The sequence below is a fragment of the Halorussus marinus genome (genome assembly GCF_004521895.1).
GTDB classification, from domain to species: domain Archaea; phylum Halobacteriota; class Halobacteria; order Halobacteriales; family Haladaptataceae; genus Halorussus; species Halorussus marinus.
The window spans coordinates 51893-65969 of sequence record NZ_SBIR01000008.1 but is presented as its reverse complement, the minus strand read 5'-3'; the positions used below and the strand labels follow the sequence as shown (position 1 = coordinate 65969).

Here is a 14077-nt window from a genome sequence, read left to right as displayed (position 1 = left end):
GATCGGGACGCGCTACACCAGCGTCGACGGCCGGTTCCCGAGGTAGTCGAACACCGCCCCGAGCGTGAACCCGTACGAGAAGTGCGCGCCCAGCGTCACCACGAGGTAAAGCACCAGCGCCAGTCCGGTGTAGCCCTCGTAGAAGGCGGGCGCGAACCCGGTCCAGAGGGCGAACCCGAACGGGACTCCCTTGGTGGCGTACTTCTCGCCCGGCAGGTACGACCCGATGGACGCGAACAACAGCGGCCACATCACCATCCCGGTCAGCAAAAACAGGATGTACCCGACGGCGGTCGGACTCAGCGGCAACAGGAAGTCCAGCCCCGTGAGTTCGGTCAGCGTCCCGAAACTGCTGAGCCGGAACGCGCCGAACGAGGTCGCGATGAGCAACCCCACGGTCAGCGCGCCCGTCCCGACGAGACCGCCCACCGCGCCGATGAGCCCGTCGGTGACGATCCCGCTCAGGTGGTCGAAGTCCGGTTCGGCCGGTTCGGCCCGCTCCTCGGGCATCTCGACTGTGACGTCCCGTTTCTCCCCATCCATGTTTATTGGTACCACTCAACGAGGTAAAAACGTTCGCCACAGCGCCCGGGTAATTCTGCACAACGGATAAGTGTGTGGGCGTTGTTGACGCGTAGCATGAATTGGGGGGTCGAGCAGTTCGCCCGCGCCGTCGGCCTCGCCCAGTCCGGGGGCGGACTCGTCCCGCGGGGCACCCGCGTCGACGTGTTCGAGCAGATCTTCTGGCTGTTTCTCGCGTTGGGGACGCTGGTGGGCGCGGTCGTCATCGGGTACATGCTGTACAACGCCTACAAGTATCGCGACGGCGACGCGCGGGCCGATCCCGACCGGTCGACGCGAGTCGGCGAACTCCCCGGGGGCGGCGACGGCGGGCGGAAGCTGTTCTACTCGTTCGGCGCGAGTACCCTCATCGTGATCTCGCTTGTGGCGTGGTCGTACGGAACGCTGTTGTACGTCGAACAGGACGTTCCCTCCGAGGCGGAGGGCATCGAGGTCGAGGTCGTCGGCTACCGCTTCGGGTGGGACTTCGTCTACCCGAACGGCCACACCGCGAACGCGCTCCGGGTCCCGCGCAACGAGACCGTTCAGTTGTCCGTGACCTCACGGGACGTGTTCCACACGTTCGGGATCCCCGAGCTACGGGTGAAGACCGACAGCATCCCCGGCCAGTACACGAGTTCGTGGTTCCGGGCCGAGGAGACCGCCACCTACCGGGCGCGGTGTTTCGAACTCTGCGGGGCCGGCCACTCGTACATGACCGCCGAGGTGATCGTGATGGAGCCCGCCGAGTACGAGGCGTGGTACGCGAACACGACCGGAGAGGCCGGTAGCGAGGCGATCGGCGCCCGGGACGAAGACCGAATCGGCGCGCCCGCGACGCCCGGCGGGCCCGCGACGGTCGCCGCCCGAGGGGTGGTCGGATGAGCGCCGAAACCGACTCCGGCGGCGATCACGGCCTGCCGGACTCCTCGACGATAACGCGGTGGCTCGTCACGACCAACCACAAGGACGTCGGCATCCTCTATACGGTCACGGCCCTGTTTTTCCTCGTGTTCGGGGGCGTGCTGGCGCTGTTGATGCGGATCCAGCTCTGGACGCCGGGCGCGGGCTTTCTCGAAGCCGTCTCGTACAATCAGGCCGTCTCGGCCCACGGGCTCATCATGGTGTTCTGGTTCCTCTCGCCGTTCGCGTTCGGGTTCGCGAACTACGTCGTCCCGCTCCAGATCGGCGCCCGGGACCTCGCGTTCCCGCGACTCAACGCGCTGTCGTACTGGCTCTATCTCTTCTCGGGGCTGTTGTTCGCGGTGTCGTTCTTCCAGGGCGCCACCTTCGCGGGCGGGTGGACGATGTACGCGCCGCTGAACGTCCCGGTCTACACCCCCGACATCGGCGCGAGCACCGCGGTGCTGGCGCTGGTGCTTTTCGTCGTCTCCGTGACGGTGTCGTCGGTCAACTTCCTCACCTCGATGCACCGGATGCGCGCCGAGGGGCTGACGCTCCGGCGGATGCCGATCTTCTCGTGGACCATCCTGCTCACGGTGTGGATGATGCTGTTCGCGTTCGCGGCGCTGCTGGCCGCCCTGCTCATCCTCTCGTCGGACCGACTGCTCGGCACCCAGTACTTCGCCGCGACGGGCGCGGGCGGGTCGCTACTGTGGGCCCACCTGTTCTGGTTCTTCGGCCACCCGGAGGTGTACATCGTCTTCTTCCCGGCGCTTGGCGTGATGGCCGAGTGCTTCCAGACGTTCACCGGCCAGCGGCTCGTCGGCCGGAAGTGGTTCATCGCGGCGATGGTGCTGGTGGCCCTCCAGAGCTTCGTCGTCTGGATGCACCACATGTTCCTGACCTCGATCAACCTCGAGATCAAGACGCTGTTCATGGCGACCACCATCGGCATCTCCTTGCCGTTCGATCTGATGGTGTTCGCGCTCATCTACACCCTCATCAAGGGTCGGATCCGGTTCACCACTCCCTTCCTGTTTTCGTTCGGCGCGCTGGTGCTTTTCATCATCGGAGGGATCACCGGCGTCTTCCTCGGGGCGGTCGTCCTCGACTACGAGTTCCGGGGGACCTACTGGGTGGTCGCACACTTCCACTACGTGATGGTGGGGGGCGTGACCGCGCTGTTTGGCGGCCTCTACTACTGGTTCCCGAAGATGACCGGGAAGATGTACGACGAGTTTCTGGGCAAACTCCACTTCGGGCTCTACTTCGTCGGGTTCAATCTGCTGTACTTCCCGATGTTCCTCTCGTGGGAGACTCCTCGCCGGGACTTCGTCTACCCCGAGGCGTTCGTCTCGTGGCACCAGCTCTCGACGGTCGGCGGATTCGTGCTCGGGATCTCGTTTCTGGTGATGTTCTACAACCTCGCAAAGAGCCTGGTCGCGGGCGAGGCGGCCGACGACAACCCGTGGGCGTTCTCGACGACCACCGAGTGGGCGCTCCCCTCCCCGCCGCCGATCGAGAACTTCCCCGGCGTCCCGACGTTCGCCAGCGGCGCGTTGGAGTTCCGATCCGCGGAAGCGGGCGACCGGTCGGCCGTCGAGATCGCCGACGGCGGCGGGGAGCCCGCGCCCGACGGCGGGCCGGCCCACGCGGCCGGGACCGACGCCGCCGACCACGAGGAGGACCACGCCAGCCCGTGGCCCCTCGCGGTCGGCGTCGCGTCGTTCGTCCTGTTGCTCGGGCTCTCTGGGCTCCAGCGCGGCGGCTTCCCGTCGGGCGTCGAGGGCGGGTTCTACGTCGCGACGACCGGGGTCGGGCTCGCGGCGCTCGGGTGGACGCTGGTCCGGCTCGCCCGCGAGCGGTTCGTCGGCCCGTCGGGGCCGTTCGGCGAGAGCTGGCCGTTCGAGGCGGTCGAGAACACCAAGCTCGGCGTCTGGATCTTCCTCGCGTCCGACGTGGTGCTGTTCGGGGCGTTCATCGGCTCGTACGTGTTCATCCGGGTCGCCCACGGCTGGACCGACTGGCACGAGCTCGTCCCCGAAGCCCACGTCGTCACGCCCGGACTGGTCAACACCTACCTGCTTCTCACCAGTAGCTTCGCGGTCGTGGTCGCGCTGGTGGCCGCCGAGCGCGAGAGCCGATGGGGGCTGGTCGGGAGCCTCGGGCTCACGTTCGGGCTCGGGGTCGCGTTCCTCGTCAACAAGGCGATGGAGTGGCAACACCTGTTCCACGTCCACGGCGAGACGTTCGCGAACGGCTGGGTGCCCAGCACGAACGTCGCCGCCTCGACGTTCTACCTGACGACCGGGCTCCACGGCCTCCACGTAATCGGCGGGCTGTGTATCGCGCTGTACCTCGTCGCCCGGGCGTGGAACGGGGCGTACCTCGACGACGAGCGCCCCATCGAGTACTTCGGGCTGTACTGGCACTTCGTCGACATCGTGTGGCTGTTCCTGTTCCCGCTGTTCTACATCCTGTGACAATGAGCAAGCTCAGACTCTACACGGCGATCTACGTGGTGCTGTTCGGGCTCGCGACCGCCCAGACGCTCGTGGAGTTCGCGGGCCTCGACTACTGGGTCGGCCTCTGGACGATCGTCGGCCTGTCGTTCCTGAAGGCCGCGATCGTCGCGGGCTACTACCAGCACCTCCGGTGGGAACCCCGGTCGATCTCGTTCGTGTTGCTGGTCGGACTGCTGGCGGCGCTCGCGCTGACGGTCGCGTCGTCGTACTCGATCACGTAGCACGCGGGGCGCTCACCCCGGCGCCTGGACCGCGGCCACCGCCATGTACGAGAACACGAAAAAGGCGTACAGCCCCACCAGCGCGCCGACCACCTTGAGGTGGTAGACGAACAGGTCGTCGGCCTCGGCCTCGCGGGCGGTTTCGTACGCCGCCCGCTCGTCGGCCGAACAGCGTTCGGGATGGGACTCGCCGAGGTGGAGCGCCCGGAGGCGCTCGCTCCGGAAGGGTCGGCCACAGTGGGGACATCTGGCGGGCGTCTCGGCGTCGGGCACCCGGAGGTCGCGTTCGGAGACGGCCACGCTCACCACCCCACCACGAGGTCGGCGACGATCGCCGCGAGGACGAGCGTCCCGAACAGCCACGCGCTCAGGAGCGCGGCCTGGGAACTCCGGAGCCCGCGGACCCGCGCCGACTGGTAGGTCCCCCACAGCAGGTAGCCGACCAGCAACGCGCCGAACAGGCCGACGAACGCGGCCGGACCGATCGCGGCGGGCACCGACACGTCGCTGACCGACGCCACCGCGACGCCGCCGGCGGCGAGCAACAGCCCGAAGAATCCGGCCGCCCACGCCGCGATCGAGTCGCCGTCGGTCGCGTCGCGCTCGTGGTCGTGGTCGTGGTCGCCCCCCACCTCGTACCGGGGGCGTTCGCCCGTCCGTGCCAGCCCCACCCAGACCGCGACGAGGAGGGCGCCGGTCGCGAGCACGCTCGCGACGTATGCGGATTCGACCATCTGAGCCACTCCGTGACGCAGTCGTGTTAGATATTAACAACCATAAAGGTTGGCTCGTCGAGAGTGTGACGAACGGTATCACTGCTCAACCAATTTTAATACTCAACCCGCTGAACGGACGAGTACGTCAGTCGCCCGGCACGACCGGGCGCGAGGTGAACCCCATGAAACGTCCACGCAACCGGTTCGACGCGGTCGGCGCCCAGTCCGACAGCGTCGGCTCCGGGATTTCTGCTCGGTGTGCGCTCGCCGGGCGGGTGGACGCCATGGGTGAGAGTATCTATCACCTCACTCGGACCGCTCCGGCCGCGTAAGGCGTCCGCCGACGCCGACGGGGTTCGCCCCTCGGCGGACGCCGGGGTCGCTCGCTTCCTGCGTGTCACCACACCCGGAAGCCGGCGGCGTGTGCCGGTCGAGGCGGTCCGAGCGACCACTTCTCCGGCGCATCTCCCGGCGAGGCGCGGCGTCTCGCGGTTCGAACCGACCAGCAGACGCTCCGCTCCCGACGCGGGCACCGACCCGCGGGGGGCACCACAGCCACCAATGACGGACTCCACAATCGACGCGACCGCCGACCTCGAACTGCACGTTCCCCGCGGCGGCGACGGCACCTTACAGGAGGGCATCGCCGCCGTCCTCGCCCGAAGCGCCGCGGTCGACCGAACCGAAGTCGTGGCCATCTCGGGCGTTAGGCCCACGCTGAACGACCTCCGGGTCGACGCCTCGGTCCGACTGCGCGTCCGCGCCGACGCCGACGAGGACGCGCGGGCCGCGGTCCGGGACGCCGTCACCGACCAGTTCGGCGTCCGCGAGGTGACCGATATCGAACCCGCGCGCTCGGCCTGAGACGGCCGCGACCCGAACGCACAGCCGACGACCGACGCGAACGGGCGACGACCCACCGTCGCCCACTGAGACCAGACCATGCGACACACCGAATCCACGCGACGCGACGCATCGACCCGACTCACCGCCGAGACCACCCGACGACCGACCGCCAGCGCCGCGGCCGTCATCGGCGCGCTGGCCGGGACGGTCGCGGGTCTGGTCGCGTTCGCCGTCGGCGCCGCCGCGGCGCTCGCCGTTGCCTCCGCTCACCCGCTGGCGGTGGTCGGCCTGACGGCCGCCGGCGTCGTCGCACCGTTCGCGCTCGCGCTGGCCGCGGTTCGGGGTGCGAGCCGAGCGCTCGTCGCGGTCGAGTAAGTCGACCCGCGGCCCGCGGGGCGAGACGACTATAGGCGCTCCGTACGACGCCGAAGGTCCGACATAACAATAGATAGGCCGACCGGACGGTACGGTGACGCATGGACTTCCTGAACGGCATCACCGAGGAACTGGGCGGTCGCGGCGACCGCGAGGCGCCGAACGACACCGACCGGCCGGCTCCCGAATCGGCACCCGACGACCAGCCCCCGACGAGAGACCCCGAACGCGATTCGCACGCGACCGACCGCGACGACGAACACGTCTGTGACTTCTGTGGCTCGGACTTCGAGGCGAGCCGCGGGCGGTGTCCCGACTGTGGCGCCGAGATAATCGTCCGCGGCGCGCGGTAGCGCCGACCGCCGACCGCGGACTACTCCGAGGGCTCGCTCGGGTCCGCGATCGCGAGCACGCGCAGGTCGTTGACGTTCGTTCCGGTCGGGCCGGTCCGGACCGCGCAGTCGGCGGCGTCCAACGCCGCGAGCGCGTCGTTGTCCGCGAGCGCGTCGCGGGCGTCGTCGGCCGAGAGCCGGTCGCCGACCGTCTCGGCGTCGACGATGCCGCCCGCCGCGTCGGTCCCCCCGTCGCGGCCGTCGGTGTCGACGCTGGCGATCGCGACCCCCGAGGCGTCTATCGACGCGGCGGCCGACAGCGCGAACTCGAGGTTCGGCCCGCCCTCGCCGTCGCCGGTGACTGTCACCGTCGTCTCGCCGCCCGAGAGCACGACCGCGGGCGGAGCGACGGGATCGCCGGTCAGGAGGCTCTCCTCGGCGACCGCGACGTGGGTCTTTGCGGCCTCTCGGGCCTCCCCGCGAACCCGCGAGGACAAGATCAGCGGCTCGTAGCCCGCCTCCCGGGCGGTCTCGGCCGCGGCGTCGAGTGCGGTCCGCGCGCTCGCGAGGAGGTGGACCGACACGCGCTCGAAGACCGGATCGCCCACGGAAGGCGTCTCGGCGACCTCGCCGCGCGCGCCCGCGGTCAGCCGATCGCGGACGCTCGCTGGGGCGTCGAGGTCGTACCGGTCCAGCACGCCGAGCGCGTCCTCGTACGTCGAGTCGTCGGCCACGATGGGTCCGCTGGCGACGACGCCGAAGTCGTCGCCGACCACGTCGCTCAGGACCAGTCCGACGACGGTCGCCGGGGCCGCCCGGGCGGCGAGCCGGCCGCCCTTCAGCGCCGAGAGGTGTTTGCGGACGGCGTTTATCTCGCCGATGGCCGCGCCGCTGTCCAGCAGGGCGTCCGTGGTCGCTCGGAGGTCGGCGAGCGAGATTCCGTCGGCGGGCGCGGGCAACAGCGCGCTCGCGCCGCCGGTGATCGGCGCCAGCACGAGGGTCTCGTCGTCGGCGCCGTCGGCGAGTTCGAGCACGCGGCGCGCGCTCTCGACGCCGCGCTCGCTCGGCACGGGGTGGTCGCCGGCGAGCGCGTCGACGCGTTCTAGGGGGTCGGCGTCGTCGGCGCCGTCGGTCACCACCGCGCCCCGGTCGATCCGGTCGCCGAGGGCGGCTTCGAGGGCCGCCGCGACGCCCCGGGCGGCCTTCCCGCCGCCGAGGACGACGAGTTCCTCGTAGTCGCCCAGATCGTAGCGCGTCCCGGCGACCGTCAGGACATCGCCGTCGATCCCGACCGCCTCGCGGACGACTCGACGGGGGTCGGCCGCCGCGATCCCGGCGTCGAGGCACTCGAGCGCGAGCGCTCGGGCGGGCGTTCCCGCGAGCGCCGCCCGGTTCCGAATCGCGGACTCGTCGGTCATACGTCCGCGTTCGACCGAGAGGCTCCTAACTTCTGGGGATCAGTTCGCGAGCGTCGTGAACCTGTTTACCCCCTCGTCGGTGCCCGCCACCACGACGTCGTCGCCGTCCCGCAGACGGAAGTCCGGGTCGAGGTCGGTGATGACCGCGCCGTCGCGCTCGACGGCGACCACCGTACACCCGGTCCGGGCGCGCACGTCGGCCCCCGCGAGGGTCTGGCCGGCGAGCGCGGGCGCGGTGGTCCGGACGACCTCGATCTGTTTGTCCATCGAGATGACCTCCTCTTCTTCGAGGATGGTCGAGGCCAGCATCCGGCCAGAGATCCGCGAGAGCGCGAGGACGTAGTCGGCGCCCGCCCGATAGATCTTCCGGACGCTCTCGGTCTCCTCGGCGCGCGCGAGGATCTCGACGTCGGCGTCGAGGTCCCGGACCACCAGCGTGGCGAAGCTGGTGAGGGTGTCGTCGGCCAGCGACAGCACGACCGTCCGAGCGTTCTCGATGCCGGCCGCCCGAAGCGTCTCGGGGTCGGTCGCGTCGCCGACCACGTCGACGCCGGGGTTGTCCTCGACGTCAACGGTGGTGTAGGGCACGTCGGCGGCGGCCAGTTCGGCGGCGACCGTCGAGCCGACCTCGCCGTAGCCGACCACGAGCACGTTGCCCCGGCGGGACGGTCGGACCGACGAGCGCGTCAGCGCCTTGAGCCGTTCGAGCCTGTCCTCTCGGCCCGCGACCAGCAGGATGGTCCCGGCGTCGATCTCGGCGTCGGGCGGCGGGGGCGTCTCGAACTCCCCGCGGACCCACGCGCCGATCACGTTCGCGCCCGCCCGCTCGCGGATCCCGCTCTCGGCGAGCGTCCGGCCCACGAGATCGCTACCGCGCTGGACCGGGAGTTCGGCCACCTCGAAGTCTTCGCCGATCTCGACGCCGCCGTCGATCTCCGCGTTGACTCCGGTCGTCACCTTGTCGGCGAGGCTCTCGCCGAGGAGTTCGCGGGGCGACAGCACCGCGTCGACGCCGGCGAGTTCGTGGTACGCCGAGAGGTCGGGGTCCTCGACCACGCTGACCACCCGGACGTCGGCGAACGCCTCGCGGGCCGTGAGCACGATCCCGACGTCCTCCTCGTCGCTCGCGTCGGCGACCACCGCGGTCGCCTCCTCGACGCCGGCCGCCCGTAGCGTCTCGACCGATTGGGGGTCGCCGTGGATCACCTCGTAGCCCGACTCGTAGAGGTCGATCGCGCGCTCGCGGTCGGCCTCGATCACGACGTAGTCGACGCCCCACGAGCGAAACTCCTCGACGAGGGTCTCGACTCGCGGGGAGAACGTGCAGACGACGACGTGGTCTTCGAGGTCCTCGACGGCGGTCGGGACCGTTGTCGAGACGGCTTCCTCGAACAGCGGCACGACGAAGACGGGCAACGCCATGAAGATGAGCACGACGCCGGTGAGGTCCATCACCACCACGAGCGCGGTCATCTCCGGGCTCGTCCACGGCGCGTTCGAGCCGTAGCCGGTCGTCGTGAACGTCTCGACGACGACCTGAAGCGAGTGATAGAACGGCTGGGGCCGCCCCTCGAAGGCGGCCATCCCGTAGTCGTACACGACAGCGAAGCTCAGGATGATCACCACGAGCGTGGCGAGATAAGAGGCGGTTCTGCGCTGCCACGAGTTCATCGGGTTTGGGTTTTCAGTCCCCCGTTAAACGTGTTCGGGACGAGACTCGACGCCCACAGAGTTATTACCAAGTAGTATTACTAGGTGATTGATGACGCAACTACGTGCCGCCAGACGCGGAACAGTGACCGAAGCCATGGAGCGGATCGCCGAGCGCGAACGGGTGAGCCCCGAGTTCGTCCGCGAGGCGGTCGCGGACGGGCGGGCCGTGATCCCGGCCAACGTCAACCACGACCGGCTCGATCCGATGGTGATCGGTCGGGAGTTCGCCACGAAGGTCAACGCCAACATCGGCAACAGCGAGACCGACAGCGGGGTCGACGAGGAGGTAGAGAAACTCCACACCGCGGTCCACTACGGCGCCGACACCGTGATGGACCTCTCGACCGGCGGCGACCTCGATCGCATCCGGACGGCCAACGTCGACCGGTCGCCGGTACCGATCGGCACCGTCCCGATCTACGAGGCGGTCAAGCGCGCCGAGAGCGTCGCCGACATCACCCCGGAGTTGCTCCTCGACGTGATCGAAAAGCAGGCCAAACAGGGCGTCGACTATCAGACGATCCACGCCGGCGTGCTGGCCGAACACCTCCCGCTGACCGACGGCCGCAAGACCGGCATCGTCTCGCGGGGCGGGTCGATCCTCGCGGAGTGGATGGAAGAGAACGGCGAGCAGAACCCGCTGTACGTCCACTTCGAGGACATCTGCGAGATTTTCGCGGAGTACGACGTGACGTTCTCGCTCGGCGACGGGCTCCGGCCCGGCTGTCTGGCCGACGCCAGCGACGAGGCGCAGTTCGCCGAACTGGAGACGCTGGGCGAACTCACTCGGGTCGCACAGGACCGCGGCGTGCAGGTGATGGTCGAGGGGCCGGGCCACGTCCCGATGGACCAGATCGCGGCGAACGTCGAGCGCCAACAGGAGGTCTGTGACGGCGCGCCGTTCTACGTGCTCGGGCCGCTGGTGACCGACGTCGCGCCCGGCTACGACCACATCACCAGCGCCATCGGCGCGACCGAAGCCGCCCGGGCGGGCGCGGCGATGCTCTGTTACGTCACGCCGAAAGAACATCTCGGGCTTCCGGACGCCGAGGACGTTCGGGAGGGGCTTGCCGCCTATCGCATCGCGGCCCACGCCGCCGACGTGGCGAACGACCGGCCGGGCGCACGCGACTGGGACGACGCCCTCTCGGAGGCCCGGTACGACTTCGACTGGGAGCGCCAGTTCGAGTTGGCGCTCGACCCCGAGCGCGCCCGGTCGTACCACGACCAGACGCTCCCGGGCGACAACTACAAGGAGGCCCGCTTTTGCTCGATGTGCGGCGCCGAGTTCTGCTCGATGCGCATCGATCAGGACGCCCGCGAGGCCGACGGCGAGATGAACGCGATCAGCGACGAGACCGACCTCGATGGCTCCGGGGCGGCCGAGGCGAACCGGCCGCCGACCGGCGCCCACGAGGTCGATCTGGATCTCGACGTGGAGTACCCCTCGGCCGACGACTGATCGACGGGGCGACCGCGGCACCGACGGTCGGCCGCGATCAGACCGCTTCGACGCCCTCGACGCCGGCCTCGCCGGCCTGCAGGCACTCCTCGACCGATTCGGAGAGGAGATAGAGCTGTTTGCGCGCGTCGGGAATGTAGACGCGCTCCTCGATCACGTCGTCGTCTTTGAGTCGCTTGATCGAACTCCGGACCGTTCGCGGAGAGAGCCGCGTCCGGTCGGCGATCTGTTGCTGTGTCAGCGGATCGTCGGCGTACTCCAGTACCTTGACGATGAGCTTTGCGCTGGGCGGCGCTTCGGGATCGAGACACTCAGTCATTCGTCTCCAACGTGACGCGCCACCCAATTATACGTTTGCTAACCCTGGTGAAACGAGGTTACCGCGAGGTAACCCCGTGACGGCAGTGGCGGGCGAGTTCGCGACGCCCCGAATCGAAGGCAGTTCCGGCTTGAGAAGAACTAAGCGGGTTCGTCCCGGTTATCCGATATGTACCTTGCCGACCAGACGTGGCCCGAGTTGGGCGACTACGTCGCCGAGGAGTCGCTCGCGATCGTCCCGCTTGGCTCGACCGAACAGCACGGCCCGCACCTCCCGCTGTCGACCGACCACCGCATCGCCGAGTCGCTGGCCCGCGAGGCCGCCGACCGGACGGGATATCTCTGCACCCCGACGGTCGACGTCGGAGTCAGCCCCCACCACAAGCAGTTCCACGGCACGATGTGGGCCGACCCGCCAGAGTTCCGCGACTACGTCGAGAGCTTCTCGCGGAACCTCGCGTACCACGGGATCGACCGCATCGTCTACGTCAACGCCCACGGCGGCAACCAGACCCACCTCCGGGAGGTGGGCCGGCGCCTCCGGCGCGAGGAGGTCGCCTACGCGGTCGAGTGGATGTGGGACGAGTCGATTCCGGACCTCGTCGACGAGGTCTTCGAGACCAACGGCCCCCACGGCGGCCCGAAGGAGACCGCGATGATGATGCACATCGACCCCGACCTCGTGCGCGAGGAGAAGCTGACCGACGCCCGCGACGGCGGGGCCGCCGACTGGCCCGACTCCGAGACGTACGTCCACGGTGCGCGCAACTTCTACGACTCGATCGACAACACCGACAACGGCGTGCTCGGCGACCAGACCGACGCCACTCCCGAGAAGGGCGAGCGCCTCTTCGAGGCCGCCAGCGACCAGTTGGCCCAGTTGCTGGCGTGGATCGACGACCGGCAGTTCGAGGACCTGATGGCCAAGCCCCACGTCGACCCCCAGCCCGGGAGCCGGCGGTAGCGCCGGCCTCGGCCCCAACGCATACCCCCTCCGCCGTCGATCGGGTGGGCATGAGCCACGACCCGAACCGCGACCGCGCCGGCGCCGCCGACCGACGGCGCGACGACGAGTTCGACGGGGGCGTGTACGGCGAGGCGGGAACCGCCGACGCCGACGAGAGCTGGTGGGAACGAGAGCTGGCCTCGCTGGCGCTCGTCGTCGGTCTCGTCCTCTTTCTGTTCCCCGAGCCCGCCACCTCGGCGATCGGCATCTTCCTGATGGGCGCGGGCGTCGAGGCGTGGCTGGTCGAGTGGGCGCGGTGAGCCCGACCCGGCCGGCGGTCGCGGGCCGCGTCTCGGCGGCGGCGAGACGGTCGTCGAATCCGAGCGTCACGCCCGCTTGTAGCTGACCGTCAGTCCCTGTCCGAGCGGGACCGCCGCGGTCTCGAAGTCGTCGCTGTCCCGCACCTCGAGGAGGTAGTCGGCGACCCCGCGGGTGTCGGCGTCGAGGGCCTCTTGGTCGGTGCCTTCGACGGCGTCGAGGATCGCCTCGAAGTCCTGCGCGCCGCTCTCCATCGCGTTGTCGGCGATCACCACGCCGCCGTCGGCGACCTTCCCCCGGACCGCGTCGAGGGCGTCGGGGTAGCCGCTCTTGTGGCAGTCGATCAGCACCACGTCGAACGGGCCGTCGTAGCGCTCGACGGTGTCGAGGGCGTCGCCCGACTCGAAGGCCGCGCGGTCGGCGTAGCCGCCGCGTTCGAGGTACTCGCGGGCCGATTCGAGCTCGTCGTCGTCGTGTTCGGTCAGCACGATCTCGCCGTCGGCGGGCAGGGCCTCGGCGAACCAGTAGGCCGAGTAGCCGAACCCCGAGCCGAACTCGAAGATCCGTCGGGCGTCGACCATCCGGGCCGCGAGCCGGAGGAACGCGCCCACCTCCGGTCCCACGGTCGGGAAGCCGATCTCGTCGCCGTGGGCCGCCATCTCGGCGAGGGTCTCGTCGCGGTCGCCGACCATCGCGGTCACGAACCGCTCGGTCTCGTCGGGCAGTAGCTCGAACATGGCGAATCGAACGCACGAGAGGCAGTTAACCGTTGGCGTCGGGGCGGACTCGTCCGAGCCGGCTACGGCCGGACCGCCGACCGATCGGCGGCCGTGGTCTCGGTGGCGTCGGCCTCGACGGTGACGAACGCGATGGCGCTCACCGGGAGATCGTTCTGGGTGTACGGAGCGTCGGTGACGTTGGTCACCGAGACGTCTCCGCCCTCCTCGATCGTGGTGGCGGCCTCCTGGGCGGCGCTCGTGTTGAAGTCGAACGTCTCGTTTTCGTTGGTGTCCATGTGCGGGACCGCGACGACGACCTGCGAGCCGTTCAGCGGCTCGGAGAGGTCGACCGTCACGTTCTGGCTCGTCCCGGGATCGAGGTACGAGGAGTTGCCCAGCACGGTGCCCCCCTGCGAGTAGAGCACGACGAATCCGCCCGAAGAGAGGTTCGCCTCGTCGACGACTACCGTCGATCCGTTCGAGGTCTGATCGCCGAACGCGACCGACGCGGTCCCGGTGGGAGAATCGTCGGACGCGTCGGTCGTCGTCCCGGCGGTCGTCGTCTCCTGGGCGAGCGGCGCTCCGTCGTTCGATTCTGCGACGCCGTCGGCCCCGACGGCGAGCCCGGCCAGCCCGGCCAGCGCGACGAGCAGTGCGACCGCGACGGCGCCGAGCGTCTCGTTTCGTGACATTCTCGGCCGGAC

Annotated in this window: 18 protein-coding genes; 10 read left to right on the top strand and 8 right to left on the bottom strand. The window is 69.4% G+C overall.

The features are described 5' to 3' along the window. Window positions 1-12 precede the first annotated feature (12 nt). Window positions 13-543: a DUF6789 family protein gene (locus EPL04_RS11545; protein ID WP_134671503.1), complete on the bottom strand. Its 531-nt coding sequence runs from the start codon at window positions 541-543 to the stop codon at window positions 13-15. A gap of 96 nt (window positions 544-639) precedes the next feature. Between EPL04_RS11545 and coxB the strand changes: the two genes are divergently transcribed. From coxB to EPL04_RS11530, 3 genes are read left to right on the top strand one after another with little or no spacing between them, the layout of a single operon-like run. Further along, complete coding sequence (coxB, locus tag EPL04_RS11540) at window positions 640-1446, top strand: cytochrome c oxidase subunit II (protein WP_134671502.1); 807 nt, start codon at window positions 640-642, stop codon at window positions 1444-1446. Further along, window positions 1443-3947, top strand: coding sequence for a cbb3-type cytochrome c oxidase subunit I (locus tag EPL04_RS11535; RefSeq protein WP_134671501.1), 2505 nt, complete (start codon window positions 1443-1445; stop codon window positions 3945-3947). Before coxB ends, EPL04_RS11535 begins: the two co-directional genes overlap by 4 nt. A 2-nt stretch (window positions 3948-3949) precedes the next feature. Further along, window positions 3950-4210 carry a cytochrome C oxidase subunit IV family protein gene (locus tag EPL04_RS11530; protein ID WP_134671500.1) on the top strand — a complete coding sequence of 87 codons (261 nt, stop codon included), beginning with the start codon at window positions 3950-3952 and terminating at the stop codon, window positions 4208-4210. 12 nt (window positions 4211-4222) lie between these two features. On the opposite strand, the gene EPL04_RS11525 is transcribed toward EPL04_RS11530, so the two are convergent. Together EPL04_RS11525 and EPL04_RS11520 are read right to left on the bottom strand one after the other, a co-directional pair. Beyond that, a complete protein-coding gene (locus EPL04_RS11525; protein ID WP_245154558.1) occupies window positions 4223-4516 on the bottom strand; it encodes a DUF7410 domain-containing protein in 294 nt (97 codons plus the stop codon). After that, window positions 4513-4944, bottom strand: a complete 432-nt coding sequence (locus EPL04_RS11520) for a hypothetical protein (RefSeq protein WP_134671498.1) — start codon at window positions 4942-4944, stop codon at window positions 4513-4515. The genes EPL04_RS11525 and EPL04_RS11520 overlap by 4 nt, the downstream gene beginning before the upstream one ends. A 164-nt stretch (window positions 4945-5108) precedes the next feature. On the opposite strand from EPL04_RS11520, the gene EPL04_RS18780 reads away from it, so the two are divergent. From EPL04_RS18780 to EPL04_RS11505, 4 genes are all read left to right on the top strand, one after another. Beyond that, entirely contained in the window at window positions 5109-5258 is a 150-nt protein-coding gene (locus tag EPL04_RS18780) for a hypothetical protein (RefSeq protein WP_167599463.1), read from the top strand. Between the two features lie 229 nt (window positions 5259-5487). Then, entirely contained in the window at window positions 5488-5790 is a 303-nt protein-coding gene (locus tag EPL04_RS11515) for a hypothetical protein (RefSeq protein ID WP_134671497.1), read from the top strand. Window positions 5791-5868: 78 nt separating this feature from the next. Then, window positions 5869-6147, top strand: coding sequence for a hypothetical protein (locus EPL04_RS11510; protein WP_134671496.1), 279 nt, complete (start codon window positions 5869-5871; stop codon window positions 6145-6147). 101 nt (window positions 6148-6248) lie between these two features. Beyond that, window positions 6249-6500: a hypothetical protein gene (locus EPL04_RS11505; RefSeq protein ID WP_134671495.1), complete on the top strand. Its 252-nt coding sequence runs from the start codon at window positions 6249-6251 to the stop codon at window positions 6498-6500. A gap of 20 nt (window positions 6501-6520) precedes the next feature. On the opposite strand, the gene EPL04_RS11500 is transcribed toward EPL04_RS11505, so the two are convergent. Both EPL04_RS11500 and EPL04_RS11495 read right to left on the bottom strand, forming a co-directional pair. Continuing rightward, window positions 6521-7897, bottom strand: coding sequence for a glycerate kinase type-2 family protein (locus tag EPL04_RS11500; RefSeq protein WP_134671494.1), 1377 nt, complete (start codon window positions 7895-7897; stop codon window positions 6521-6523). Between the two features lie 39 nt (window positions 7898-7936). Next, the gene (locus EPL04_RS11495; protein ID WP_134671493.1) at window positions 7937-9568 is read right to left on the bottom strand and encodes a potassium channel family protein; all 1632 of its coding nucleotides are present in this window, start codon (window positions 9566-9568) and stop codon (window positions 7937-7939) included. Between the two features lie 91 nt (window positions 9569-9659). On the opposite strand from EPL04_RS11495, the gene thiC reads away from it, so the two are divergent. Continuing rightward, window positions 9660-11072: a phosphomethylpyrimidine synthase ThiC gene (gene thiC, locus EPL04_RS11490; protein ID WP_134671492.1), complete on the top strand. Its 1413-nt coding sequence runs from the start codon at window positions 9660-9662 to the stop codon at window positions 11070-11072. Window positions 11073-11109: 37 nt separating this feature from the next. Here thiC and EPL04_RS11485 read toward each other — a convergent pair whose 3' ends face one another. Further along, a complete protein-coding gene (locus EPL04_RS11485; RefSeq protein WP_134671491.1) occupies window positions 11110-11391 on the bottom strand; it encodes a winged helix-turn-helix domain-containing protein in 282 nt (93 codons plus the stop codon). Window positions 11392-11559: 168 nt separating this feature from the next. On the opposite strand from EPL04_RS11485, the gene EPL04_RS11480 reads away from it, so the two are divergent. After that, window positions 11560-12354, top strand: a complete 795-nt coding sequence (locus tag EPL04_RS11480; RefSeq protein WP_134671490.1) for a creatininase family protein — start codon at window positions 11560-11562, stop codon at window positions 12352-12354. Between the two features lie 50 nt (window positions 12355-12404). After that, window positions 12405-12656, top strand: a complete 252-nt coding sequence (locus EPL04_RS11475; protein WP_134671489.1) for a hypothetical protein — start codon at window positions 12405-12407, stop codon at window positions 12654-12656. 66 nt (window positions 12657-12722) lie between these two features. Here EPL04_RS11475 and EPL04_RS11470 read toward each other — a convergent pair whose 3' ends face one another. After that, window positions 12723-13391: an O-methyltransferase gene (locus EPL04_RS11470; RefSeq protein WP_134671488.1), complete on the bottom strand. Its 669-nt coding sequence runs from the start codon at window positions 13389-13391 to the stop codon at window positions 12723-12725. 62 nt (window positions 13392-13453) lie between these two features. Beyond that, window positions 13454-14065 (bottom strand): DUF7282 domain-containing protein, encoded by a 612-nt coding sequence (locus EPL04_RS11465; RefSeq protein WP_134671487.1) that lies wholly within the window; start codon window positions 14063-14065, stop codon window positions 13454-13456. Window positions 14066-14077 lie beyond the last annotated feature (12 nt).

Excerpts from the sequence above, each read along its gene's own strand:
- EPL04_RS11545 (WP_134671503.1), bottom strand. The coding sequence starts at position 543 with ATGGATGGGGAGAAACGGGACGTCACAGTCGAGATGCCCGAGGAGCGG.
- coxB (WP_134671502.1), top strand. The coding sequence starts at position 640 with ATGAATTGGGGGGTCGAGCAGTTCGCCCGCGCCGTCGGCCTCGCCCAG.
- EPL04_RS11535 (WP_134671501.1), top strand. The coding sequence starts at position 1,443 with ATGAGCGCCGAAACCGACTCCGGCGGCGATCACGGCCTGCCGGACTCC.
- EPL04_RS11530 (WP_134671500.1), top strand. The coding sequence starts at position 3,950 with ATGAGCAAGCTCAGACTCTACACGGCGATCTACGTGGTGCTGTTCGGG.
- EPL04_RS11520 (WP_134671498.1), bottom strand. The coding sequence starts at position 4,944 with ATGGTCGAATCCGCATACGTCGCGAGCGTGCTCGCGACCGGCGCCCTC.
- EPL04_RS18780 (WP_167599463.1), top strand. The coding sequence starts at position 5,109 with ATGAAACGTCCACGCAACCGGTTCGACGCGGTCGGCGCCCAGTCCGAC.
- EPL04_RS11515 (WP_134671497.1), top strand. The coding sequence starts at position 5,488 with ATGACGGACTCCACAATCGACGCGACCGCCGACCTCGAACTGCACGTT.
- EPL04_RS11510 (WP_134671496.1), top strand. The coding sequence starts at position 5,869 with ATGCGACACACCGAATCCACGCGACGCGACGCATCGACCCGACTCACC.
- EPL04_RS11505 (WP_134671495.1), top strand. The coding sequence starts at position 6,249 with ATGGACTTCCTGAACGGCATCACCGAGGAACTGGGCGGTCGCGGCGAC.
- EPL04_RS11500 (WP_134671494.1), bottom strand. The coding sequence starts at position 7,897 with ATGACCGACGAGTCCGCGATTCGGAACCGGGCGGCGCTCGCGGGAACG.
- EPL04_RS11495 (WP_134671493.1), bottom strand. The coding sequence starts at position 9,568 with ATGAACTCGTGGCAGCGCAGAACCGCCTCTTATCTCGCCACGCTCGTG.
- thiC (WP_134671492.1), top strand. The coding sequence starts at position 9,660 with ATGACGCAACTACGTGCCGCCAGACGCGGAACAGTGACCGAAGCCATG.
- EPL04_RS11485 (WP_134671491.1), bottom strand. The coding sequence starts at position 11,391 with ATGACTGAGTGTCTCGATCCCGAAGCGCCGCCCAGCGCAAAGCTCATC.
- EPL04_RS11480 (WP_134671490.1), top strand. The coding sequence starts at position 11,560 with ATGTACCTTGCCGACCAGACGTGGCCCGAGTTGGGCGACTACGTCGCC.
- EPL04_RS11475 (WP_134671489.1), top strand. The coding sequence starts at position 12,405 with ATGAGCCACGACCCGAACCGCGACCGCGCCGGCGCCGCCGACCGACGG.
- EPL04_RS11470 (WP_134671488.1), bottom strand. The coding sequence starts at position 13,391 with ATGTTCGAGCTACTGCCCGACGAGACCGAGCGGTTCGTGACCGCGATG.
- EPL04_RS11465 (WP_134671487.1), bottom strand. The coding sequence starts at position 14,065 with ATGTCACGAAACGAGACGCTCGGCGCCGTCGCGGTCGCACTGCTCGTC.